This is a genomic window from Neochlamydia sp. AcF84 (assembly GCF_011087585.1).
Classification (GTDB): Bacteria; Chlamydiota; Chlamydiia; order Chlamydiales; family Parachlamydiaceae; genus Neochlamydia.
Window position 1 is genome coordinate 1 of sequence record NZ_VJOT01000028.1, and the last position, 23,814, is coordinate 23,814.

Below are 23,814 nucleotides of genomic sequence, written 5' to 3' on the forward strand. Positions count from 1 at the left end.
TATCTAAAATAAAAGCCTGCTTGTTAATGTCCCCTTGGGAAACATGTACTTTACCTATTTGTTTATAAAGAGAAGGCATCACTTCAGAAGCCAGCAGATTGTGCCATCTTTTACAGACACTAAATAAGGGAGGAGCTGCGCACGCCTCTAAGATAGGTAGCAGCAGCTCATTGGGCAAACTGTCAATAGATGTCGAAGAGATAGGATACATTTTATTTCCTTGGGCAGTGATAACTTTTCAGCATTTTTATTTTTTAATGACAATATAAAGAATTAAAAAAGCAAGTCAAACAAATTCATATCCTTATCAATGAAAAACAACTCACAAATAATCTAGTGCTTTTTTATTTCAGATAGATTTAAGGAAAGGGGGGGCTTCCAAGCATTCAGGAGCAGCCACAGGTTTTGGGGATTAAGTGACGCGGCAATTTTGGTTTGGCTAAAAGAATGAGATTGATTCTTTGCCATATTTAAGAAAAACGGCTCTTTTTGGCGCAATGTTTTAATTCTTCTATCGAATGATGGAATACAATACGCCTAGCTTTTTCCTGCCAAGAAAGGGTGTTCTCACAGCCTAGCAATCTGCGGAAAAAGAGAAAAGCTTCTTGTCATTATAAATGTGTAGGTTAGCTTAAGCTTACTTAGTTGCCGGAAGGAAAGCGGATTATTTGTTTAAAGATAAGATAGCTAAAAATTTTTTATTTCATTTTAGCCCTCCCCAAATTAAAAAGTACTTACAACCATTCTACAATGGAAAACGCTGCCTTATTTTTTCTGCAATATCTTTCAAAGGATTTTCTGCTAATTCAAGTTTGGCAAGCTGAGACAGTTGCCCGATTTCTGCTGGCAGACTGGTGAGCTGGTTTTGATTTAAGTTAAGGCATCCCAGCTCAGACAATTGCCCAATTTCTCCAGGCAGGCTGGTAAGCTGGCTTTGAGTTAAATCAAGCCATTGCAGCTGAGACAGCTGCCCGATTTCTGCAGGCAGACTGGTGAGCTGGTTTTGAGTTAAATCAAGCCATTGCAGCTGAGACAGCCGCCCGATTTCTGCAGGCAGACCGGTAAGCTGGTTTTGATTTAAGTAAAGCCAGTGCAGCTGAGATAGCCGCCCGATTTCTGCAAGAAAGCTGGTGAGTTGGTTTTGATTTAAGTAAAGCGTTTGCAGCTGAGACAATTGCCCGATTTCTGCAGGCAGGTTGGTGAGCTGGTTTTGATCTAATTCAAGCCATAGCAACTGAGGCAGCTGCCCGATTTCTGCTGGCAGACTGGTGAGCTGGTTGTGATTTAAGCAAAGGTGTTGCAGTCGAGACAGCTGCCTGATTTCTGTAGGCAGGCTGGTGAGCTGGTTTTGATATAAGTAAAGGTTTTGCAGCTGAGACAATTGTCCGATTTCTCCAGGAAGGCTGGTGAGCTGGTTTTGGCCTAAATCAAGTCTTTGCAGTTGAGACAGCTGCCCGATTTCTGCAGGTAGGCTGGTGAGCTGGTTGTTGCTTAAATCAAGCCTTTGCAGTTGAGACAGCTGCCCGATTTCTGCAGGTAGGCTGGTGAGCTGGTTGTTGCTTAAATCAAGCCTTTGCAGTTGAGACAGCTGCCCGATTTCTGTAGGCAGGCAGGTGAGCTTGTTCTGGCTTAAATCAAGCCTTTGCAGCTTAGGCAATTGGCCTATCTCCGGGGGTAAATAAGTCAAGCCTACTCTAGATAAATCTAAAGCTGTGGTATTTTTACAATTTTCTTCAATCCAATCTCTAAGAAGCGCCCCTTGTTTTTCTAAAGGTAAATACTTGATTTTTTCTTGACTTAGGTATTTTTTCCCGCTAGGAAGTTTTTTCCAAAGCAAAAGGCGATTAATATTTAAGAGATAAGAAGAGTAATTAGCCAGAGTAAAACACCTTTTTTCCTCGGTTTTCCATTTAAATTCTAGCTCCGCAGGAGCAAGGGATTTAGCTAGAGTAAAGGCCTCCTTGAAGATTGCCTTAGCTTTTTCTCCTTCAGAAAGCCTATCATCCAGCTTATAAATCCTATCTAAAATAAAAGCCTGCTTGTTAATGTCCCCTTGGGAAACATGTACTTTACCTATTTGTTTATAAAGAGAAGGCATCACTTCAGAAGCCAGCAGATGATGCCATCTTTTACAGACGCTAAATAAGGAAGGAGCTGCGCACGCCTCTAAGATAGGTAGCAGCAGCTCATTGGGTAAGCTTTCAATAGATGCCGAAGAGATAGGATACATTTTATTTCCCGAGGTAGTAATGACTTTTCAGCCTTTTTATTTTTAAAGGCAATATAAAAAAGCTAGAAAAGCAAGTCAAACGAATTCGTATCCTTATCACCAAGGGGGTATCGGCTAACTTGTTAAGCAAAGAGCAAGCTACTATGCCTTATAGGCGACAGCTAGAGATAGAAGGTTTTGCTCAGCTTTGGCCGACTAAACGCAGTATGCTTTTAAGCTGCAATAAATCTAGGTTCTAGAATCTGTATATATTTAAGCCTTTCTAAAACTTATCTAATTGGCATTTTCAGCATCGTTTGGACATGAAAATTCTTGCCGCATGAGGTTCATAAAGGCTTTGACTTCTTTTGCATTGCCCTTAAGGTAAGGCTTAGCTAAAGTATGGCATTCTCTTTGATAGGTCGCTTGGTTGAGGATCACTACCCATCTTTGTTCAACGCCTACATAGCAAGAGGTAGTCTTAAAAGCTCGATAGCCTTCTACTATCGTTACAGTTTTGTCGTAAGGCTTTTTACCTCTTTACTTTGCAGGGGCACACGCGCAGCAAATAAGCCTTGTTCTCTTTTAAAGGCTTGTAAGGAAGTTGGTGTATAGAGAGCACTATCTCCTACTATATAGTTCAATATGATTTAAAGTATTTTTGCCTTAAAGTAGGATTCTAGGAGCTTTTTTTTAATGCTATATTTTCTTTACAAGTAAATCATTACAAAGCTCTTAATTTCTTGCAAAGTTTACTATGGAAACAAACAGGCTAGATAGCCAACAAGGCCGCCTTTTTAAATTCCGTCTTAGCGCTGAACTCACTCAAAATCATCCTTTTTATTTAAGCTATCTTAAGTGGATTGGATGGAAGTAGCTAGAAGAAGAATTTGATAAGTTGTTTGTAGAAAAATAGGCCAACCAGCTAGGCTTGTAATTAGTTGTAGGGCTCCTTCTATCTTGTAACACATCTGCTGGCTTACAGTTTAGGTATAATTGAAGCTGTCTTAGAATGCTTTCTTATCCGATAACTCGTGTTAAGCTAGGTAGCATTTTAGATCTTTTCCTAAAGATAGGGTAGCTTCTTTAAGCAAAAGTTTCCATGCAGCTTTTTTTTACAAACTTAGATAATAAAGTGGAGAAATATGAGACCTCTTTATCAGTAAAGTCTCTTATTTCTGAGCACATAAAGTCATAAAAAGAGGAAATTCTTGGCGACTACGATTTTCCATTTTAGCATTTGCACCTGTGCTAACCTTATCAGAGCACCACTCTTCCATATCGTATACGCTAAAACCAGCTTCTCTTAACCAATGAAAATAGTTACAGAGAGGGAAATGGTAAGAGGTGAGCTGCGCAGAGTGTTGTCCCTTACTAGGATGGGCACAGATAGGAATTTCTAGAGGAGACATGTATCTATCTATGCGACGGTATTGAAGCTTTTTGTCCTTATCTATCTGCCAGGAAGTCTGGCGAGGAAGCCGAAAATAAGGGTGATTAAGAACCATTATTAATACTCCGTGCTTTTCCAAGTGTTTATAAGCATTGTGGAATACTTGTAAAGGAGATGAAATGTTTTGCAGAGCTAAAATAATGGTAGCATGAGTAAATTTCTTGTCATCTAAAGAAAGGTTTTTTGTAACATCCGCTACCCTGTAATGATGCTGAAGGTTAGTATCCAATTTTTTGGCTTCTTTGATCAAAGTAGGAGAAAGATCTATACCCATATAGTTTGTATGGGTAGGAAGATGGCGAGCTAACACGCCTGATCCGCAAGCAATATCTAATATAGCAGGAGAGGAGCAAGCTTGAAGGTTTAGCAACCGCAACAAATTTGGAATGATAATTTGCTGGTGATAGTAATGACCTTCTGCGCCGACAAGGCTTTTATACCATTGGCTGGCAGGCTCCCATGAGGCAGCTTTTGAATGCGGTAATTTGGTAGGTGTTTTCATGAAAAAATCAACTCTCTAGGATTAAGTAAACATAAATTTTTAAGATAACTTCTTGTTTTTCCTTTAAAGGGGGACAATAGGAATTTAACTTGTTATGCGAAGAGTTTACAAGGTAGCAGATTTTACTTTCTACAGATATGATGAACTAGTAGCTTGATAGGACAGTACAAAAGTAGTCTCTTAGGCTCAAGAAAATTAAAGTTTATACGTTTTTGATCTAATCCTTAAGCAGTCACGTACTTTATGAAATCCTTTTTGTTAAGCAGAGGGACATCTTTCAGAGGCTTAGGTATACAGACTAAGTTTTTTTAAACGCACTATTAGGAAAATTATTTTTACCAAAAGTGGAAACGCTTGGAGGAAATTTAACCAAGAGACAAGAAAAGTTTTAATATCCTACTCATTGGACCCCATTTTTTTTAAGTGACAACATTAACCGCTTTTAATAGAGCACATCTTTAAGAGAGAAAGAAAAAGTTAAAGCCAAAGGAATGCATGGCGTGAACAAGAAGAAGGCGTAGATTGCGAGGGATAAGAAATTTTAAGAGTTGTAATACTTGTAATTGTAAAAGGATTATTAAAATTTAAATAATAGAGAATTGATCAATCATTTGAAAAAGTCCTACCTTCTTTATCTGATGGCCTGTTTGAAAGAAACTAAGAGGAAAAATAGTGAAAAATGTTATAAGAAAGCAAGCTAGGAAGATATCAAGTTAATGAATGCATATTAGAGGATGTCCATGGTTAAAGTGACTGTTTTATATACGGGTGAGCTTCACTGTCAAGTAATTCGTGAGAATCCACGAGCTACACTGGAAACAGATGCTCCTGTAGATAGTGGGGGAACAGGGGTATCATTCTCTCCTACAGATTTGATGGCAAGTGCTTTAGCAACTTGCATAGCGACAACTCTAGCTTTATACGCGCAGAGAAAAAGCTGGGATGTAACAGGGATGCGACTGGAAGTAGAAAAAAGCATGACTACTCAACCCATTCGCCGCATTGGAAAAATTATAATCAAGATAGGGATTCCTCAGAATTTTTCTTTCGAGCAAAAGCAAACTTTAGAAAGGATAGCTGCTAGTTGCCCTGTTCATCATAGCTTACATCCCGAGGTAAAAGTAGAGCTTATTTTTTGCTGGGGTAGCTAGAACTTTATCAAGGATGGCTGTAAAAAATTATAAATTTTTTTAAGCTCCTCTGAAGTTTTGGGATAGGCTAAAAGTAGTAAATAAAATATAGAAAAGGATATCTTATGGAGAAAGCAAATGCTTAATAGCCTGAATCCTTTTGAAGATCCTTTTCTGATCCAAAAACTAAATCCTCTTCTAATTGAATCGCTACATAGTTACTGGATAGCTTTAAAAGAGGCAAAAGTTTCTGCTGAAGAAAAGTTACAAGTAGAGGATGCCTTATATAATTTGGTAGGCTTTGCTTTTCTTCACCTGTTCCAACCTCTTTATCACCAACATCCTCCTAAAATTTCTGGGTCAGTTTTTTTACTTTCTGCCGTGCATTCTGATGGAATAGGCGATTATATAACATTATTTAAATGCGCTAAAATTTTAAAAGAACATCACCCTGCTTTAGAGGTTTATCTTGCTTATACTCATAAGCAATCTTTGCCTTCCATCGATCCTTACCTTTATCATATAAAAAAAGAAAATATTTATGCTTTTAAAGAAACCGAGGAAGCTTGCAGTGTTATCTTAGAACCCATTTTAGAGGGGAAAAAAGGTTTTTTATGTGAAGCGCAGCTTGACCAATTACTACTAGAGCACGATAGGCTTTTAGCTGAGTATGAAGCTTTGCAAGAAACCCACCCTCAGATAGCCCTAGCTATTCAGGAGCTTTCTAATGAAGTGGATCGATCTATTCAATCGCACTATTATTATCAGCAAAAAAAAGTAGAAGCGGAAAAGCTTTATCTTTTAATGAGAAAAAGCTTAGCTATTGTGCACATCGCATTGGCCTTGAACACGTTTGATAATCCTGAGTTAGCCTCGAAATCTCTTTATTTTGCAGAAGCGGGAAATTTTCAGGGGATAGCCAACTATCTTCAACGCCATTGGTTTAGCATAGGATTAAACGCCTTTGAAGAAGGGGTTTTCCTTAATAATCATCATACAACCTCTCATTGGAGCTGCACAGCTTTATGTCAATATCTATGGCAAGTTGATCAGCCCCTTGCTGAGCATCTTGAAAATTATTTAAAAGATTATGCTATAGAAGTTGCCTACTTGCCGCATTCTTCTGCTCATCAAGAGGTTTTTATCGAGATGATGTGCCGCTTTCATCTACATGATAGCCGCCATCTTACTATTATTCTTCCTCAGCACAAAAAAGAGCAACTTCTTCACTTTAGCGATAGTTGGATGCTTGCTTACGGATTTTCTAAAATCCTTGTAGTCGATTTTGTACCTTCTGCCCGAGAAACAGTATTAAATCAAATTAATTTGGCGAAAAGAAAAATTTTACGGCTAGTTTACGTTCTTCCTTTACCAGCTTCAGATTTTACCAAACTAATAAATCTGAGTGGAGAAATTATAGGCTGTACGGGTGATGGATCATTAAGTGATTGCATTCAATCAGGCAAAATTCCTTTTTATGAAGTGCGCCGACATAAAACAGGAACTTTAGAGGCTTTTATACGGTTAGCGCAAAAATTAATGCTGCCGGAGGTTTTGAAGTATTGCGAGCTCTTAAAGCAGTTTGCAGATTGGCCCGTCCCTTCCTTTCTAGAAAAATTTGAAGCAATACTTCAGGATAGCTCTTTTAGAAAGCAGTGGGAGACGTTAGTGGAGTTTATTAAACATTATTATTGCTTAGAAGATTCCTATCTTGCTCTTATCAATCGCTTTTTGTGGATGTCTCTATCTAAGGAAGTTAAAGAAAAAGAAAAAAGCCTGATCAATAGCTATTTCGAAGGAACAATTGGTGCAGAAAGTGTTTATCTAAGCTTAGAAGAAACATTAAAAAGCCAACTGCCTAAAATTGTGGAAAGTTAAGGAGTAGTTAGCTTTATTTCTAACGTTTATAAGAGCAATATACAGAGGATAGCATCGAGCTTGTAGACATCCCTCTGGCGCTCATTAGCAACAGGTAGTTTTTAGCAGGCGCTCAGCAGGTTCCTTTATTAGGATAAGGCTAAATAAAGTTTGATTAGAGCCAACCATCTTGCTTTAATGAGCAGTCGTAGTAGAGGATCTACTATTAGACATCTTAACTTTTTTACACAAAAAAATTAAAGGGATCATAGCTAAAAAGCCCCAAGCTGCTAGCCAAGCTAAATCATTGGTAGAAAGCATATAGCTTTGCTGCTCAATCAGCTTTTCTAAAAGTTGATTAGAAACATCTGATGTAAAGGAAGGATGATAATTTGCTAGAGTTTCATAAAATTTTTCTGTAGAAGAGTTGAAAATTGTTAAAGCCTCTGTAAGGCGAGCACGATGAAAGGTTTTAAGGCGCGTCCATATTTCAATAGACAAAGATGTTCCCAATCCACTTCCGACAAGAATACGGATAAAATTGTAAAGACCCGAGGCGCTTGCATAGCGGTCTTTGGGAATATTACCCAAAGAGAGTTGTACAAGAGGTAAAAAGAAAATAGCTACCCCCAATCCTTGGAGAAAACGAGCGAGCATAATCGCTTGCAAGCTAATAGCCGTAGTAAAATGAGCTTGGTAGAAAAAACTTAAAGCAAAAAACAGAAAACTTAATGACGAAATCAAGCGAAGATCAAAGCGGTTCATATATCTTCCTACGAGAGTAGAGAGTAGAAAAGGGATAATCCCTACAGGAGCTACCGCCAAACCTGCCCAAAAAGGAGTATAGCCTTGTTCTGTTTGCAGCCAGAGAGGAATGGTTACAGTACTTCCAAAATAAAATAAAAAGCCGATCGTAGTTGCAAGGCAGCCCAAAGCAAAATTGATATTTCTAAAAAAAGAAAGATCGACTATAGGATATGGTTGATAATAAGTCCATATAATAAAATAGCTTAAGGCGATGATAGAAGCAATTGCGAGTGCGAGAATAGTGTTGGACTTAAACCAATCCAAATCTTTGCCCTTATCTAACATAATCTGTAAGCATCCTACTCCTAGCGATAACAAAGCAACCCCAATCCAATCGATTGGATTTCTTACCACTTGGCTGTCTTTATCTTTAAGTAAATACCAGGTTACACTGGCAGAAAATAAGCCAATAGGAACATTCATATAAAATATCCACGGCCAACTATAAAAATCCGTCAAATAACCTCCTAGAATAGGTCCTAGAATTGGAGCTATAATGACAATCATTCCCCAAAAACCTAAAGCGTTCCCCTGCTTTTCCGGAGGATGATTAGCTAATAACAAAGTTTGGGATAAGGGAATTAACGAGCCCGCAACAGCGCCTTGCAATACACGAAAAAAAACAAGCATGCTAAGAGATGAAGAAAGTCCACAAAAGAAAGAGGTAATGGTAAATAGAGCGATAGACCAGCAAAAAAGGCGTACTCGGCCAAAATAATCAGATAGCCAACCCGTAAGAGGAAGAATGATAGCATTGCTAGCAGAAAATGAAGTGATCACCCAAGTACCTTCCTCAGTACTTACATTTAAATTGCCAGCAATATAGGGAATGGCTACATTTGCAATCGAAGTATCTAGCACTTGGATAAATGTTCCTAAGCCTAGTGCTACATTAAGCAAAGTAAGCCTATATCCTTGCTCGTATTGTTCACTCTTCATTGCTAATCATCTTTTTTCTTTAAGTTTGCTTGAATTACTTCTTCGATTACATGATCGATGGGTTCTAAATGAACATTAAACACTGTAGTAGTAGCTAGAGGGCGGCTAGGAGAGGTGCTAGCAAGCATAGGTAAATCTTGATTGCTAATATCTACTTTAACTTCAGCAGAAATTCCTAAGCGCAAAGGATATTTTTTCATTTGCTCCGGCTCAACGCTTATACGTACAGGTAGGCGTTGAACAATCTTGATCCAATTTCCTGTCGCATTTTGAGGAGGGATTAAAGAGAACTTACTGCCGCTACCTGAAGCTATGCCCACCACTTTTCCTCTATATTCTATCTTTGAACCATACATATCAAAACTAATCGTAGCCGGTTGGCCAATACGCATAAATTTTAATTGAGTTTCTTTAAAGTTTGCTTCTACCCAATAATCATTCTGGGAAATGATAGCCATAAGAGGCGTTTGCGGCCGTACGGATTGTCCTACGTTAACGGTACGTTGCGCTACATAACCTGTAGCGGGTGCATAAATGTAGCAATGCTGTAAATCATAATAGGTTTTACGGACTTGAGATTTGGCTTCAATAAGCAGAGGATGGCATTCTAAAGATGTATTTCCGACAGCTGCTATAGCTGCCGCTAGCTCTGCCTCAGCAATTTGGTGAGCCGCTTTTGCCATAGATAAGCCGGCTTTAGAATGAGTATATTCTTCTTTAGAGACAGCTTGTATTTCTACAAGGTGCAAGCGATTTTCATAGTCATAATTTGCTTTTGACAAAGCAATCTTGCGTGCTTCTAGGGTCGACTGGCTTGCTTTTACTTTCTCATAAAGCTGACGTACTTTTAAGACCGTGGAAGCCAAGGAGGCCAGAGAGTGCTCGTGTTTAAGTAAATATTCTGTTGGGTCGAGTTTTACTAAAAGTTGGCCTTCGGTCACAAAATCCGTATCATCCACATAGTAAGCAATTACAGAGCCGGTGATAGCAGGATTGACGTTAATCATATTCCCACTCGCGTAAGCATCATCTGTGGTTTCATAACCTTGAAGGTAGAGTACATAGAGTAAACCCCAGCTTAGGCTTGCTAAAGCCAAGATTAATGTAAATCCCCCAAGCTTTTTATTTCTCTTGATAATATTAGAGGAAGATAAAGGGGAAGAGGAGGGCTCTTGGCTATCTAGACTATCGGGATTAGACGATTTTTCAGAGGATTTATTAGCCTTTTGCGGCCGGGCTACTAAATCTTTTATTGTATCTACTCTCATTCTGGGCGTTTCTTTATTGGCTTTCATTGTCGTATCCACCCCCTAATGCACTGATTAAACTTGTAAATCGCATGTAATAATTTTCTAAGGCCACTAGCTTTTTATTCTCTTTGGAGGTTTTGTCAAATTCGGCGTCTAATACATCTAAGTAAGAAGCTAGATAATATTTAAAGTTTTCTTTAACAAGTAATAAATTTTCTTCTGCTAGCTTGGCAATTTGTACAGAATCTTGCATTTCTTCAAAAGCATATTTTAACTCCGCTATGCTATCTAACACAGTTTGGACTGCTGTAAGAATAGATTGATTATATTGTTCGATGGCAATGTAATATTCTTCATGGGCTGTGCCTAAATTAGCTTGAAGGAGTCCTCCTTCAAAAATGGGCAAATTAATGGCAGGGCTTGCTTGCCCATAAACACTTCTCCATTTAAAAAGGTCATGAGGATGAAGAGTTTGATAGCCAAGAAGCCCCATTATGTTAAAGCTTGGATAGTAAGCTGCTCGTGCGACTTTAATTTTTTTTGCCGCTTCTTCTGCTCGCCAGATGCTTGCTGTCACATCAGGCCTATGCGCTAAAAGGTTAAAGGGTAGATTTGTAGGTAACGAAAAGAGAAAAAGCTCTTGATTTTCAATCGCAATTGCTTCTATGGGTTGGCAGAAATCCCCTGCGATTAAGGCTTGCAGTTGATTTTCATAGGCTTTAATTTGAAGTTGAACTTGCTTGAGTAGCAATTGCGCTTCTAAATGATATGTTTGAGCCTTTTTTAGAACACGTGGGTGCTCAATATCATTTTTAACGCGTTTTTCTACCAATAGTAGGTACTCAGCACGATTATGAAGTTTCTTTAAAGCCAATATTTTTCGCGCATAGGAAACCTGCAAACGGAAATAAGTTTGGGCTATAGAAGTACTTAATATGACGGAGGAAAAAGCTGCATCTGCTTTGCTAGCTAAAATTTCGCCTACAGCAGCTTTAAAGCTATTGAAATTCTGCTGCCATATATCGAGCTGGTAATGGGTGTCTAAATTAATTTCTGTCTGCGTAAAAATAAAGCCTGCGGAACGAGCAGGAGAAGCTGAAGAAGTAGTAAAAGCTGAGGCTGGGGGGAGGTTGAAGCAATAGAGGCAATTGTACCTGTTTTACTCGTGCGCGACCGCGTTATATCGGTTTCAAGTTCTAGCGTAGGCCATAAAGCAGAACCTGCTGCTCGAGCAGCATAATTGGCTATTTTTACACGAGCCTGAGCAATTTTAATACTTGGATTATCAGATAACCCCTTGCTTATAAGCTTATCAAGTTGGCTATCGCCAAACATTAACCACCAGTGGGCCTGGGGCCATTCACCGGGAGTAAATGGCTCTTCATTAATTGTTGAGAGGAGCGATCCTTCAAAAGCTTTAGTAGGAAATTTATAAACATTGGGCTGGCGTTGTTTTAAACAGCTCGTGAAATTGATTGTGGTAAGGGATAAGAAAGCTAAGGTGCAAATTAAGGAAGGTATCTTATATTTTTTCATAAATATAGCAAGCATGAGATAGATGTGTAATTTTTCAAACCTTCTTTATTTACGTTTTTGCTAAAATAAATTCTAGATATTTATTCCTGCCTAAGCAGATTAAAAGATAGACTTGGTCCTTCAGGAAATTTTTTGATGATGCAGGCGCGAAGGAAAAGGCTCTCTTCCTTTAATTGTTGATTAAAAAATCTTCAAAATTTGTTTTAAGCGCTAAAAGGAGACTGTGAAAATTTCTCTTTGAAGAAAAATTGTAGCAAAAGGTTAACCTATAGGGAGGCTTTATTATCAAAAATCACTTTCTATCTGTTGCTCGTGATTGTTTAACGGAGTAGTTTAGGGAAAAATTTTTTTTCTTCTGAAAAGCAGAATTGTTTTTTTAGCAAAAAGCTAAGCTAGCGATAGCTAGCAGTTGAGACGATGTGCCATTTCTACAGCTATTTTCTTAGGGGCTTTTAAAGATGGCAGATAAGTATGTTTAGCCAATTGTAACGGGAAAAAATCCGAGCGATGTTATTGATAAGGTTCATCCACACAGCTTTTAATAATATCGGTACATTTAATAAAAAAATTAATTAAATTCTCATTTTTTTCGATTTCCCTAAGAGCTTCTTGGCAGGCTTCTTGGTGAAGGTTGGTAAAACTTTGCTGTAATAAAGGCCCATGATAAAGGGCTCCAGCTAAGCTTACAATATCTTTAAATAGCCCCTCAATAAGTTTAAGGCGTTCTTCTGCTAGAGGATGCGCATAAAGGTCGTAATTTCCTGTTTTCAAAAGCTTATTAATTAATATATTTTCTTCTTGAACGGAAAGCTGAGCAATCCTTTGTCTAGCACTGGTAAGGAGCTGCTTTCTTTTATTAAAAACTTGCAAGGAGGGAGAGTTAAATTTAGCAGGGCATACAATCTGGCTAATGATTTCTTGAAATTGCGCATAATTAGCGACTTGGCTTGTGGCTAAAAAGCTTGCCAAAATTTCACGTCCTTCCGCCAAAGCTTTCTTTTCATCTAATGTTTGACTTAACGTACAAACTAAATCTGGATTTTCGTAAATATTTTTATAGGTAAGTTTGATTAAATATTTAAGGTTGTGTTGATAAGGTGCATCCTTTTCATCCTCAATTAAATTTTTAGGAATAAAAGAGGTAGTTTCATCTTCAAGAATGTTCGTTAAAATAGGTGAAGACTTTAAGATAAGTTTTTGAGTAATCCCTTGCAGGTAAGAAGTTTGGTAAGCATTTAAAAGAAGACTCAATAGATAATGATAGTATTCCCCATTTAACTGGCGCTCGGGAGTGTAATGTCGTAAAAAGGTAGAAGGAAAAGAATCATTTGAAAGAGGGTAGCGGGTAGATAGTTTACCTGCTACAGCATCCATTACATAATCCTTTTTAGCTCCTTGGGTGATATTATCAAGCAGTGAAGGAGCGTAGTCAATAAGGAAACGTAGAGCACGGACTTCTGCGTAAGAGAACAGGTTTGTAGGAGTTTTTTTTACTTTAGACAGTTGGGTTTTGTTACCAAAAGGAAGTACCGATAGCATGGCAAAGATAGGAAGGCCATCATTTAAAAAAGCATTATAGCTATGGTATTTGGAAAACGACAGATTGATTATTTGTAAAAACTGCTTTACCATAATAGCGCTTATGTTTAGTGCATAAGCAAAACTTTTAAGAGTTGTCTTTTGCATAGAAAGGTTATTGTCTTTCCTAAGAGCTTGTAAGGAATAGGCAAGAGTAGAAAAGAACAGGGCTGAAATTAGCTCAATACTAGCAAAAACGGTGTTTAAAAGATAACCACCAATAAGAATCCCTTTAGTTATGCCTCTTTTTAAAGCCCCTTGATCGTTTATGGCATCAAGATGTTGCAACGCATGGGTTCCGAGGTTACTGATTACATAATGGAGACGGTGGCATAAAGGCTTTGGATGCAACATATCCTTTTGACTAGAATCGGCTTGCATAATCTGATGCATTAAAGGAATTGTAGAGTTGATGTCATATAATTTATTCATGAGGTCCCAATATGATTAAAGCTGTGCCTTAATACTAGCCGATTTATTAGTAATAAAGATAGTATAATTATTTACTTAAAATAAATTTTTATTGATAAAAAGAAAGGTTGTGAAAAGGAAAAAAATCTAGCATCCTAAAGAATATTAACAAATAGGAATAAAACTATTTCTCCTAAAAGGCTTTTTTGGTGAAATTTTTACCTCAATGAAAACTTATAACTTTTTTAAAAAGCCAAAGTACATGCGGAAAAAGTATAAGAAGTCAAATTAAGTGGCGGCCCTTATAATAAAGAGAGAGCAACAGGTAGAGGCCAAACAGCCTATAAAAAGTTCTGGATAGGGAGATGTTAGGGAGCATCCTTCCTTGTTCTATCTTGAATCTCTTGAATAGCTTTTTGACAAGCTCGGGCAAATAAGTTTTCTGTTCCAAAAGCGTTGTAAACATCCCCTTGATTTAAAAGATTTGTATTAACATAATTTCTACAAAGCAACTTGCCTTGATGTAGCTCTCCTGACAGGGTGCCAATCTTATTGAAAAGTTGCTGAATACATTGGACACGTTGGAGAGAAAGACCCTGCTTTTCTATTTCATAGGAGCCAAGTTGCAGCAATTTTTTCGTAAGAATTGCTTGTTCTTCAGAAGAAAGTTGGCTGAAGCAATTTTTAGCATGCACAAGGCGTTGGTACCTTTCATTATAAGGTTTTAAGGCAACTGCTCTAAATTGGGTGGGGCATACGATTTCACTATGAAGCTCTTGTAATTGAGCGTAATTGGCAAGTTGCAGATTTATATTATAAAGCGTTTCTAACATTTCTCGGCCATCTTCTATTGCTTTTAACTTATCAGCTTCTTTACTAAGTAAGTAAACTAGCTCTTCATTATCATACAAATCTACAAAAGCAGTTTTAATAAGGCTTAAGATGTATGTTTGATATTTTACATCTTCTTTATGAATGCTTACATTATAGTAATGAATATGATGAGCATCTTGATATCCTTCTAAGAAGCTTGTATGCATCAGATAGCTTCCGACTAAAGTTAGCAAGCGTAAACGATAATGCGTATCACGTAAATTAGCAAAATTTAAACGATTCAAAATATCAATGCAATCAGGATTTTGGTGTAGGAATCTTTCTAAAGTGGGGTCATCGGTGAAATTACTTCTAATGTTAGAAGAGAAATCCCTGGCTAGCCCTCGTGCGATATCTTGCAAAGCTGAAGGCGCTAACTCTATAGCTATTCGGGCAATTTTTACTTCAAAAGGCATTAAGCTAGCGCCAATAGGTATCCTACCAGCCTGGCAATCAAAAATATGACCTATAAAGAGAGGAATAAAGGCAGAGGCTCCATGGATAGCATGGCTAGCCGTTGCATTGAGACTGTGATACTTCGAAAAAAAGCCTCGCTTTAGGCAGGTCACTTGAAGAGCAATGATAATAGCGCAATTTAAGGAGTGAGCACATAGTTTAAAAGTAATCTTTTGAAAAATGGGCGATCGGGTTTTTAAAAGCAGGGGGCCGGTAAGGGCTATAGCCGATAAAGCTGCCGTTACCAATCCTTCACTTATGGCAAGCGGCGTATTTAATAGATAGCCTGTAGCTACAAAACTTTTACTCAACACAATGACAATCTTTCCATGCCAGCGCTTACTATTGGCGCGTTGCTGCATGGCTGTTCCCACATAGGTGATCCCGTGACAAATCTGATGCACTAAAGGTGTGAGGTGAAGCACGTTTTTATCAGAAGCCGCTGGATACCTTAACTGTCTTAAAATTGGGTCTGTATCTAGTGCATTTATTGCTTGAAAATTCATAAATACTCTCCCCATAAGCTTTTCTAAAAGCTGCTTTAATAAGATTTACACTAATCCTTTATTTTAAAGAAAAGATAAAGATAAGAAATATAGGAGCTTTTAATTTATCCTCCTTAGTAGATTGCTAATATTATCCTGGAACAGATATTTGCTTGCCGCCCAGTCGCCATAAATGCTTGAAGCTCTTTATATGAAAAATGCAAGAAAGAAGAAATGGAGGCCATTGCCTTTCCAATTGATTTGCCTACACCTTAATCTTTTAGCTATAAAGGCCAAAAATAGATTAGCAAATATAATCTCTCTTCTTTAACATCCTTTTTATTCTTATTTATGGAGTGCCAGTATGCAGGAAGTTATAAAAACATTTGAAGTTACCTCTTTTGAAAACGTCATAACTGAAGAAATGAAAAAGGAGGCTATTCAAACTTTAGAGCAGGGTAAAGTAGTCTATTTTCCTCATTTACCTTTTAGCTTACATGAAGATGAGTTCCAATTTCTCTCCCCCCAGGTAGTAGCCCCTAATTCAAAAAACATTAGCTATGATGCAATAAAAGATCGATTAGGCGGAACAATTTGTAGAGGAGAGAAAGAGCAAAAGTTAAAAAATATGATGGAGCGTTATGCTTTGCAAAGTCGTCTCTTTATTGAAAAGCTATTTCCTCATTATAAAGAGCATTTAATCCAAGGTCGTACAAGTTTTCGTCCAGCAGAAATAGCAGGAAGATCTAGCTCCTGGCGTAAAGATGATACTCTACTCCATGTGGATGCTTTTCCTTCTTCACCTGTAAAAGGGAAACGAATCATGCGTTTTTTTTCAAATATCAATCCAGCTCAGCAACCTAGAGTTTGGAAATTAGGGGAGCCTTTTGCTGAAGTAGTACAAAAATTTGGAATAAAATTAAGAAAGCCGGTCCCCGGACTAGCTTGGTTATTAAAAGCAGTAGGCATTACCAAAGACTATCGCACTCTTTACGATCATTATATGATCTGCCTGCACGATTTAATGAAAAGAGATAAAGAGTATCAAGAGAATGCTAAACAGCAAGAAATATTGTTTCCACCTGGGAGTAGCTGGATAGTTTATACCGATCAAGCTTCCCATGCAGCGCTTGCAGGTCAATATGTTATGGAGCAAACCTATTACCTTCCTGTAGAAAGTCTACAAAATCCGGAAACCTCACCATTACACGTATTGGAACGCTTTTTTGGACAAAAATTAATTGAAAAGGGTTAAAGCTTAAACGTTTACTTAGCCTAATCTACCTAAAAAAGTAAGCCCTTAACAAGTTAAGGGCTTTTTTTCAAATAATCTTAGAATTTAAGCTAAAAAGCCATGTTACCTTCTAGTAGTTATGCGAGGAGCCGCAGCCACAGGATGAACGTGCATTGGGATTACTGATTTTAAAACCTGCCCCCTGAAGTCCATCCACATAATCAATTTCTGAACCTAAAAGTCGAGGCACTATAGCTTTTTTTACGTGAATTTCGATAGCATGGGAAACAAATATCTCATCATCTTCAGCAGCTTTTTCAGAGAAGTCTAACACATATTCAAAGCCACTGCAGCCTGCCATTTTCTCTTCAAATCTAATGCCCCAGCCGGTTTTACCCTCTTCGGTTAAAATCTCTAGATATTTTTTGGCAGCACGTTCAGTAATGGTAATGGTAGATAAATCTGCTTCTTCTTGTAAAAGATTGTTAAGTCTTTCTACTAACGTATTAATTTGCTCTTCATTCATCCCATGGCCTAACATGCCAGCTTCTAGAGTTTCCCAAGTGGCTGCATGGCATCCTACGCAATGGAGCCCTGCACGCGTAATTTCTTGCGCTAATTTTTGCGCTTTAAAGGGAAAAAGAGATAAAATTTGTTCAATCGTCATCTGGCGATGGATGATAGTATTTTCTTGATTTTGTGTGCTAGTCATGGGCTTAACCTTTTCATTAAAATGATACTTTTACATTGCCTTTTTTGATGCGACACTGGCAAGCAAGTCGCTCGTCGCAGGTACCTTCTCCAAGAAAATCTTCTTCTTCTTGAGTTGGAGAGGAGAGATTTTCTTTTCCCTCTTTAACAAGGATAACACAGGTTCCGCATACACCCTCTGTACAGGCAAAAGGAACTCCTGCTTCTTCACAAACTTCAGCGATTGGTGAATCATCAGGCAATTCAATTTCTTCGCCATTATGATCAAATATTAACTTGGCCACTTCTAAAGACTCCGCTTATATGATTGCAACAATCATTATAGGCATATATCTAATAAAGAACAATGCCAATTAAATATTCTCCTTTTCTTGTGTAAATGCTTTGGAGACTTTACTAGTATAAATAATAAGAAAAAATCCGCTGAGGATAAAGGGCAGGCTTAAATATTGGCCCATTTGCATTGTTGATTCGTCAATAACAGTACTTTGCGAACTCTTAAAGAATTCTAAAAAAAATCGCGTGGAAAAAAGCAATATAAAAAACAATCCGGCCATGAAGCCAGATCTCTTGCGCACATGAGTTCTTTGCCAAATTAAAATGAGGAGAGCAAAGATAATTAGATAAGCAAAGGCTTCATAAAGTTGGACGGGATGACGAGGTAGAGGCAAGCTATGATCGGCAGGATTTCCAAATATTACTGCCCAGGGCGCTTGAGAAGGTGTCCCTAGTATTTCCTGATTGAAGAAATTGCCTAGGCGAATACAAGCGCCAGCTAAGGCTGTAGGTACGGCTATAATATCTGCAAGTGTTAAAAAAGTTAATTCAGAAAATTTCTTACGGATAGATAAACGATAAATAGCTAGGGCTAATAAAATACCCACAGCACCTCCATGGCTGGCCAAGCCTCCTTCCCAAACTTTTAAAATGTCTAAAGGATAATATTGATAATAAGGCCAATCATAAAAAAAAACGTGACCTAGACGGGCGCCAATAATGATGCCGGTGACAACGTACCATGTGAGGCGATCTGTTAGCCTTAATGCTATCGAGGAGATATCTTTATTGTTTTTTTGAGAGCTATAGCATTCCAGCAACCAAGTGCGCAGAAGATGAAGAACGATGGAATAACTTAATATAAGGCCTAACACGAAAAAGAGGCCATACCAGGCGATAGGCCTGTTAACAAGGGGTAGAGTGAAGATATCTTTAGAAGGGTTCCAGTATAGCCAGGCAATCAACAAGTGCATATAAAAGACCTTTAGAAGTCAAAGGCTCCTACTTTTTGCCATAGGAGCCTTTTGATCGGAGTAGAGGGATTCGAACCCCCGACCTACTGCTCCCAAAGCAGCCGCGCTAGCCAAGCTGCGCTATACTCCGAAGAAAAAGCAAATTATAGGCATGAGGGGCTTTTTCAGCAAGAAATTTCTAAGGGATTTGCTGATATTTCGACTTAACAACTTTAAAGTAACCATAGATCGATAGCTTTGATTAGAAGATAAGCTGGATAAGTCCGTAATGACCCAGCTTGGATATTCCCCAAGTTCTCTAGACTCCTTTAAATAAAAATTGAAAGTTTTTTCGAATGAAGAATAGCTTAGTTTAAATCCATTCTAAGAAGGTAGCTCAGTAACTTTTTATGTTAGGTTGTAGGATTATTTTATTGCCTATCTAATCGGTTAGCTAGCTTAGAGAAAACGTTAAGGTGTCCAAAGCTTAAGAGCTGGTTACATATCTTCAGCTAATAAATACAACTTCCGGTCTCATTTTGCTCAGTCAGCTTCTTTTTCTACTTGCCTAACTAAAGTGGCTTGAGAAAGAAAAACTGGAGTGAATGTATTTCATCCACTAAAGCTTTATTAATCGTTAAATTAAAGAGCTCAAGAGAAACAGCTTATATGAAATCATTGTAGATAGAATTCATGTGTTAAAGAACGCCTTCCCCTCCCTCTTTATTGCGATTATTAGGTTCATTGAAATCGATTTTTTTCTGAATAGCTTGATAAGCACTGATAATGTCTTTATCATCGGTCTCTATACCTTTTTTTATCAGGCGTACACTCGACATCACGGTGGAATGATCTTTAGAAAAAATATCGCCAATTTTTGTAAAAGGCATTTGAAGTGTCTGCCGACAGAGATACATCGCTAATTGTCGGGGAAAAACACAATCACGGCTTTGCGCTTTTCCCAAAATATCTTCCGACATAATGCCAAATATTTCTGCAATACTTTTAATTATTTTCTCGGGAGTAAGGACATGTTGTTTTTCCTCAAGCAATAAATCACTTAAAATCTGTTTAGCCATAGGCACAGTAATACCTACTGTGGAGTGCTTTGCCATTTGCTCGTTGAGATGTGAGCGCAAAACTAAAGCTTCTAAAGCACGAATCAATGCTTTACTACTGCTAGGAAAATTATCTAACAGAAATTCAATGATTTTAGCATGAATAGGAAAATTAAAAAATTGAGCTTTTTTACGAATAGCAAGGGCTAATTCTTCCCTAGACAAAGGAAATAGATTAAGGACCACTCCCCATTCAAAACGGCTAACTAGGCGCGGTTCAATATAGGTAAGCTCTGCAGGAGAGCAGTTTGCACTTAAGATAATCTGCTTATTATCAAGATGAAGAGTATTAAAGGTATGAAAAAATTCTTCCTGAGTGGCTCCCTTTTTAGAAAACTCTTGGACACCATCAAGGATGAGGACATCACTATTTCGATAGGCCTGACGAAAAATACTCATCTCTCCTACACGAATGGCTGAGACTACGTGTTCAGTAAAAGTTTCAGCTCGAGAGTAAAGCACATGAAACCCTTGACTACGCAAAGCCTGAACGGTAGCCATCAGTAAATGCGTTTTCCCAGTTCCTGAGCTACCATGGATAAAGATAGGATTAAATATACCCAGCTCCTTTGGTTGGTCAGAATGAGCCAAGCTAAGCAACAATTTTTCTACTAATATATTCTTTTCCGAGGAAACATAATGCTCGAATGTACAGTAAGGATCTAATTCGTCAAAACATAAAGCGAAGGGGGCATGGTTGGATAAAGCTGCACTTTTTAATAAAGAACTTTTTGGTTTACGGGGTAAGCTGTTTGCAACACTTAAGTGAACTTTTATTTTCTTATTATTATTGTTAACAAATTTGGTGAGAATTTTTTGACGCATATGCTCTTCAAACCATAGAGCTTGAAAAGAATCTTTAGCTTCTAGATATAAATTAGCTGCATCAAAGCGAATAATTTTTAAGGATTTTAGCCATTTATGGACGGTTTCACTGCCTAGTTCAATTTCCTGTAAGGCGAGAAATTCATTCCATGCACGCATTTCTTAATTATCCCAGCTATGATTTAATCTCGTGCGAGAGGGCTCGCACGAATGTTGAAGAGGAGTATTAGGCAATCCTTTTTATTTTTTTACAATTTTTTGGCTGACTTCTATAACTTGAGGACGTAAGGCTTTTTTCTGAAGCTGCTTTAAAGTCCACCCTTGCTGTAGAATACCTAGTAGCATAGAAGATAACCAATATAGATTGAGGCCGGAAGGAAAATTATAAAACATTACGGCAAATACCCCCGTCATAATTGTACTCATCGAGCGTTGCTGCCTTTGCTGCTCTGTCATCTGGCTAGGATCTTTAGGGCCGGTAGTCATATAGCGTTGCTGGATGAACATCACCCCGCCTAAAAGAATAGGAAGTAAATGAAATTGATTTCCAATAAAAAAGAGGGGGGTATCCCAGCTAAATAGCACATCAGGGGCTGTTAGATTGTCAATCCATCCTGGAATAAAGCTAGCTCCACGTAGCTCAAAAGTGGATTTTAATAAATCGAACATTCCAATAAGAAATGGCATTTGTATCAGTAAAGGAAAGCAACCGGATATAGGGTTAACTCCGCGCTCACGATACAAAGACATAATTTCAAGCTGAGCTTTTTTAGGATCTTTCTTATATTTCTCTTGAAGAGCTGTTACTTCAGGAGCAATTTGTTGCATCCGTAACATGGATTTTGTAGACCACGCATTGAGGGGATACATCATGATGCGTAAAGCAATGGTTAATAAAATAATTGAAAATGCCCATGAACTAGTGAGGCGATAAAAAAATTTCATTAAGATGAACAAAAACTTAGCAAACGGTTCTGAAATAAAAGCAAACCATCCATGAAAAGTTTGAGAGGCAATGTAGTCAGGATTGTATCCCGTGGTAGAATCACTATACATTGCATCGACTTTCTTCAAAATACTTTCAGCAAACGGGCCGCTGAAGATGCGGAAGTTCATAGAACCGCCATCACTAGCAAGCGGGAGTAGTGCCATGTATCCGGGCATATTAACTGCTTTAAAACGATCATATTGCTGATCCAATTGAACCAAACGTGAAGGAACTATCGTTCCTGGAACTTGCTGCACTCTATACCCTGCATCGATGTTGGATAATGGATCAAGGATTATGCCGAAAAAGCCATTGGAATCCACAATCCAATCTATATAGACAGAACTTACCGTGAGGGCGTCTTTAGGCAGGTCAATATTTTCTACCGAGGATTTGCGATTACGTGTAATCCTATATTTTAAAGCAGGTGCTGGACTTCCAGATATCCATTCCACCTCAGGAACCCCTGAAGTTAACCATAAGCCACGGCTGTCTCCTTTTATCTCGATTGTCAAGTCAAAAGTGTAGGGGGCTGTTTGCTCGTCGTTTCTTAAAGTATAAGTTTTCGTGATGGTCCGATGGGATTGGCTAGCCTCAAATACGATCGTGTGGCTATCAAATTTTTTCACCTCATAGGTAAGCTCTGCAAATTCCGGATACTCTGAAACGATATTAGTTGCATAAAAGCGAGGTGGCAGGCGCGTAGGCTTTTTCTCTCCTTCTGCTATCAAATCGCGTCTTAAAAGCGGATAATATCCCCCTAACGATCCTTTTTGATGTAACGCCCCATCAGGAGTGTAATAAGGATGGGCAGGAAAATGAGTATTAGAAGGATGGTTTTTAACCATGTCACGATCATACTCAATTTCTTTTACCACAGTGGCTGGATGGCTAGCGCTTTGGAAAGGAAGATTAATTTCTACAATAGAGCCTCCCTGATTAGAAAAAACAAGCTGCTGGTAGGCATTTTCTAACACAAAAAATTTTTCCTCTGCCTTTTGCAGCGAGCTAGACGTTTGCTTAGCTTTAGGCATTGAAATAATATTTTCGGTACCCATAAATTCATTCATAAGCTTAAGACTACCATCCTCTTGCTCATAAATGCCTACAGGTAGATATCCCGCGGCTGTTTTTAATAAAGCAATAGCATTGGAAGGAAGATAATTTCTAACCTGATTTTCATATCTTTGCTCTTTCTGCTTTAGCAGGGCTAATCTGGCTAAAGGAATAGATAAGCGCCCATCTTTATATTCTCCCCATAGGATTTTCGGAGCAGTTATTGCATGCTGATTTTTTCCACTTACTTCAACAATTTGCAAATCAAAAGAACCAAAATCAGGAAGTTCGCTTACTTGCAATTTTTTTCCATTTTCTGCTGCATAAATGGCAGGTTGTCCGATAGAGCCTTCTTTAAAAAGAAGGTTAAATGCTTGCGATTTGTTGTTTTCTTGAAAATTTTTGCTATAAACAATTTTCGGGAGCTGCTCATCCCATGCTAAGAGCATGACCACATGATTGATTTCTACCCCGGTAGTGAGAAAATTTGTAGCATTCTCATCCGCATATAAATCAATTAGGGGAAGGTTGCTAGGATTTTCGGTCTTCTGGCTAATCTCTTTCTCTAACTGTTGCTCGATTTGTAGAGCTTTGGCTTTTTGCTGTGCTGTCCATTCCTTTAAGCTTTCTTGATTTTTTCCCTCGAAGTACCAATTAACAGCAAATAAGGTTAAGGTTAGGCATAAAACAAATAGCGCGGTTCGCTTATCCATAAGTAGACTTTTTTGTTGAAGTTTAAAGATAAATTAAGAACATTAGCATACATCTCTCTAATCATGCAATTTAAATCCCCTAGGTGAACCCTTGATAGGTAAGAAAAGATTATAGAGTTTAATCGGATATTTATAAGGCTTAAGTTTATTCTTGCTTTTGTCTCTTGGGAGGTGTATTTTTTATGATGGCGCCCGATATTTAATCTAAAAAGAATAGGCTATCCTACCCTTTGTGCTCATTCTCATGTTTTTTTACTAACTTTATTAATGGGCAACTTTTGAGCAGATAGATAATAAGGCTTCCAGCTTTTATGGCAGCAAGTGTGCATTAACTGCTAGATAGAACTGATTTAGGTCGATAGGGTTTTAACCATGCTAGACTTTAAATTTTATAATATTTTAAGAAGCCCTCTAAAATTTTGCACAGTGGGCGAGATGATTTTTCTTTAAAGAT

Annotated in this window: 17 protein-coding genes and 1 tRNA gene; 3 read left to right on the top strand and 15 right to left on the bottom strand. The window is 38.0% G+C overall.

The genetic code is table 11. The features are described 5' to 3' along the window. The 3 genes from NEOC84_RS02395 to NEOC84_RS02405 form a co-directional block, all read right to left on the bottom strand. On the bottom strand, positions 1 to 211 hold a 211-nt coding region (locus NEOC84_RS02395; protein WP_166154951.1), incomplete at its 3' end, for an F-box protein. A 534-nt stretch (positions 212 to 745) separates the two neighbouring features. Then, on the bottom strand, positions 746 to 2,230 hold the full coding sequence (locus NEOC84_RS02400) for a leucine-rich repeat domain-containing protein (RefSeq protein ID WP_207391773.1): 1,485 nt from the start codon (positions 2,228 to 2,230) through the stop codon (positions 746 to 748). 1,151 nt (positions 2,231 to 3,381) lie between these two features. Next, positions 3,382 to 4,164: a class I SAM-dependent methyltransferase gene (locus NEOC84_RS02405; RefSeq protein WP_166154953.1), complete on the bottom strand. Its 783-nt coding sequence runs from the start codon at positions 4,162 to 4,164 to the stop codon at positions 3,382 to 3,384. A gap of 740 nt (positions 4,165 to 4,904) precedes the next feature. Here NEOC84_RS02405 and NEOC84_RS02410 point away from each other — a divergent pair. Further along, complete coding sequence (locus tag NEOC84_RS02410; protein ID WP_166154956.1) at positions 4,905 to 5,315, top strand: OsmC family protein; 411 nt, start codon at positions 4,905 to 4,907, stop codon at positions 5,313 to 5,315. A 117-nt stretch (positions 5,316 to 5,432) separates the two neighbouring features. Beyond that, positions 5,433 to 7,172, top strand: a complete 1,740-nt coding sequence (locus NEOC84_RS02415; protein WP_166154958.1) for a hypothetical protein — start codon at positions 5,433 to 5,435, stop codon at positions 7,170 to 7,172. A 174-nt stretch (positions 7,173 to 7,346) separates the two neighbouring features. Here the strand turns inward: NEOC84_RS02415 and NEOC84_RS02420 are convergent, their stop codons facing one another. The 6 genes from NEOC84_RS02420 to NEOC84_RS02445 form a co-directional block, all read right to left on the bottom strand. Beyond that, positions 7,347 to 8,897: a DHA2 family efflux MFS transporter permease subunit gene (locus tag NEOC84_RS02420; protein ID WP_166154960.1), complete on the bottom strand. Its 1,551-nt coding sequence runs from the start codon at positions 8,895 to 8,897 to the stop codon at positions 7,347 to 7,349. A gap of 2 nt (positions 8,898 to 8,899) precedes the next feature. Continuing rightward, positions 8,900 to 10,192 carry an HlyD family efflux transporter periplasmic adaptor subunit gene (locus tag NEOC84_RS02425; RefSeq protein ID WP_166154962.1) on the bottom strand — a complete coding sequence of 431 codons (1,293 nt, stop codon included), beginning with the start codon at positions 10,190 to 10,192 and terminating at the stop codon, positions 8,900 to 8,902. Beyond that, a complete protein-coding gene (locus NEOC84_RS02430) occupies positions 10,179 to 11,216 on the bottom strand; it encodes a TolC family protein (protein WP_166155087.1) in 1,038 nt (345 codons plus the stop codon). The genes NEOC84_RS02425 and NEOC84_RS02430 overlap by 14 nt, the downstream gene beginning before the upstream one ends. After that, positions 11,189 to 11,683, bottom strand: a complete 495-nt coding sequence (locus NEOC84_RS02435; RefSeq protein WP_166154964.1) for a TolC family protein — start codon at positions 11,681 to 11,683, stop codon at positions 11,189 to 11,191. The genes NEOC84_RS02430 and NEOC84_RS02435 overlap by 28 nt, the downstream gene beginning before the upstream one ends. Positions 11,684 to 12,193: 510 nt before the next feature. After that, the gene (locus tag NEOC84_RS02440; RefSeq protein ID WP_166154966.1) at positions 12,194 to 13,693 is read right to left on the bottom strand and encodes a hypothetical protein; all 1,500 of its coding nucleotides are present in this window, start codon (positions 13,691 to 13,693) and stop codon (positions 12,194 to 12,196) included. A gap of 347 nt (positions 13,694 to 14,040) precedes the next feature. Further along, a complete protein-coding gene (locus tag NEOC84_RS02445) occupies positions 14,041 to 15,507 on the bottom strand; it encodes a hypothetical protein (protein WP_166154968.1) in 1,467 nt (488 codons plus the stop codon). Between the two features lie 343 nt (positions 15,508 to 15,850). Here NEOC84_RS02445 and NEOC84_RS02450 point away from each other — a divergent pair, with 343 nt between their 5' ends. Then, positions 15,851 to 16,741: a Kdo hydroxylase family protein gene (locus NEOC84_RS02450; protein ID WP_166154970.1), complete on the top strand. Its 891-nt coding sequence runs from the start codon at positions 15,851 to 15,853 to the stop codon at positions 16,739 to 16,741. 109 nt (positions 16,742 to 16,850) lie between these two features. On the opposite strand, the gene NEOC84_RS02455 is transcribed toward NEOC84_RS02450, so the two are convergent. The 6 genes from NEOC84_RS02455 to yidC all read right to left on the bottom strand — a co-directional run bounded on the left by NEOC84_RS02455 (position 16,851) and on the right by yidC (position 23,360). Then, complete coding sequence (locus tag NEOC84_RS02455; protein ID WP_166154972.1) at positions 16,851 to 17,432, bottom strand: iron-sulfur cluster assembly accessory protein; 582 nt, start codon at positions 17,430 to 17,432, stop codon at positions 16,851 to 16,853. A 16-nt stretch (positions 17,433 to 17,448) separates the two neighbouring features. After that, on the bottom strand, positions 17,449 to 17,715 hold the full coding sequence (locus NEOC84_RS02460) for a 2Fe-2S iron-sulfur cluster-binding protein (RefSeq protein WP_166154974.1): 267 nt from the start codon (positions 17,713 to 17,715) through the stop codon (positions 17,449 to 17,451). A 69-nt stretch (positions 17,716 to 17,784) separates the two neighbouring features. Then, on the bottom strand, positions 17,785 to 18,681 hold the full coding sequence (gene lgt, locus NEOC84_RS02465) for a prolipoprotein diacylglyceryl transferase (RefSeq protein WP_166154976.1): 897 nt from the start codon (positions 18,679 to 18,681) through the stop codon (positions 17,785 to 17,787). A 55-nt stretch (positions 18,682 to 18,736) separates the two neighbouring features. Then, positions 18,737 to 18,811, bottom strand: a tRNA-Pro gene (locus NEOC84_RS02470). Positions 18,812 to 19,358: 547 nt separating this feature from the next. Then, positions 19,359 to 20,762 (bottom strand): DnaA/Hda family protein, encoded by a 1,404-nt coding sequence (locus NEOC84_RS02475; protein WP_166154978.1) that lies wholly within the window; start codon positions 20,760 to 20,762, stop codon positions 19,359 to 19,361. A gap of 81 nt (positions 20,763 to 20,843) precedes the next feature. Beyond that, on the bottom strand, positions 20,844 to 23,360 hold the full coding sequence (gene yidC, locus NEOC84_RS02480; RefSeq protein WP_166154980.1) for a membrane protein insertase YidC: 2,517 nt from the start codon (positions 23,358 to 23,360) through the stop codon (positions 20,844 to 20,846). Positions 23,361 to 23,814: the final 454 nt, after the last annotated feature.

Bases quoted from the DNA above. Each gene is read 5' to 3' on its own strand.
- NEOC84_RS02400 (WP_207391773.1), bottom strand. From the start codon at position 2,230: ATGTATCCTATCTCTTCGGCATCTATTGAAAGCTTACCCAATGAGCTG.
- NEOC84_RS02405 (WP_166154953.1), bottom strand. From the start codon at position 4,164: ATGAAAACACCTACCAAATTACCGCATTCAAAAGCTGCCTCATGGGAG.
- NEOC84_RS02410 (WP_166154956.1), top strand. From the start codon at position 4,905: ATGGTTAAAGTGACTGTTTTATATACGGGTGAGCTTCACTGTCAAGTA.
- NEOC84_RS02415 (WP_166154958.1), top strand. From the start codon at position 5,433: ATGCTTAATAGCCTGAATCCTTTTGAAGATCCTTTTCTGATCCAAAAA.
- NEOC84_RS02420 (WP_166154960.1), bottom strand. From the start codon at position 8,897: ATGAAGAGTGAACAATACGAGCAAGGATATAGGCTTACTTTGCTTAAT.
- NEOC84_RS02425 (WP_166154962.1), bottom strand. From the start codon at position 10,192: ATGAAAGCCAATAAAGAAACGCCCAGAATGAGAGTAGATACAATAAAA.
- NEOC84_RS02435 (WP_166154964.1), bottom strand. From the start codon at position 11,683: ATGAAAAAATATAAGATACCTTCCTTAATTTGCACCTTAGCTTTCTTA.
- NEOC84_RS02440 (WP_166154966.1), bottom strand. From the start codon at position 13,693: ATGAATAAATTATATGACATCAACTCTACAATTCCTTTAATGCATCAG.
- NEOC84_RS02445 (WP_166154968.1), bottom strand. From the start codon at position 15,507: ATGAATTTTCAAGCAATAAATGCACTAGATACAGACCCAATTTTAAGA.
- NEOC84_RS02450 (WP_166154970.1), top strand. From the start codon at position 15,851: ATGCAGGAAGTTATAAAAACATTTGAAGTTACCTCTTTTGAAAACGTC.
- NEOC84_RS02455 (WP_166154972.1), bottom strand. From the start codon at position 17,432: ATGACTAGCACACAAAATCAAGAAAATACTATCATCCATCGCCAGATG.
- lgt (WP_166154976.1), bottom strand. From the start codon at position 18,681: ATGCACTTGTTGATTGCCTGGCTATACTGGAACCCTTCTAAAGATATC.
- NEOC84_RS02475 (WP_166154978.1), bottom strand. From the start codon at position 20,762: ATGCGTGCATGGAATGAATTTCTCGCCTTACAGGAAATTGAACTAGGC.
- yidC (WP_166154980.1), bottom strand. From the start codon at position 23,360: ATGGATAAGCGAACCGCGCTATTTGTTTTATGCCTAACCTTAACCTTA.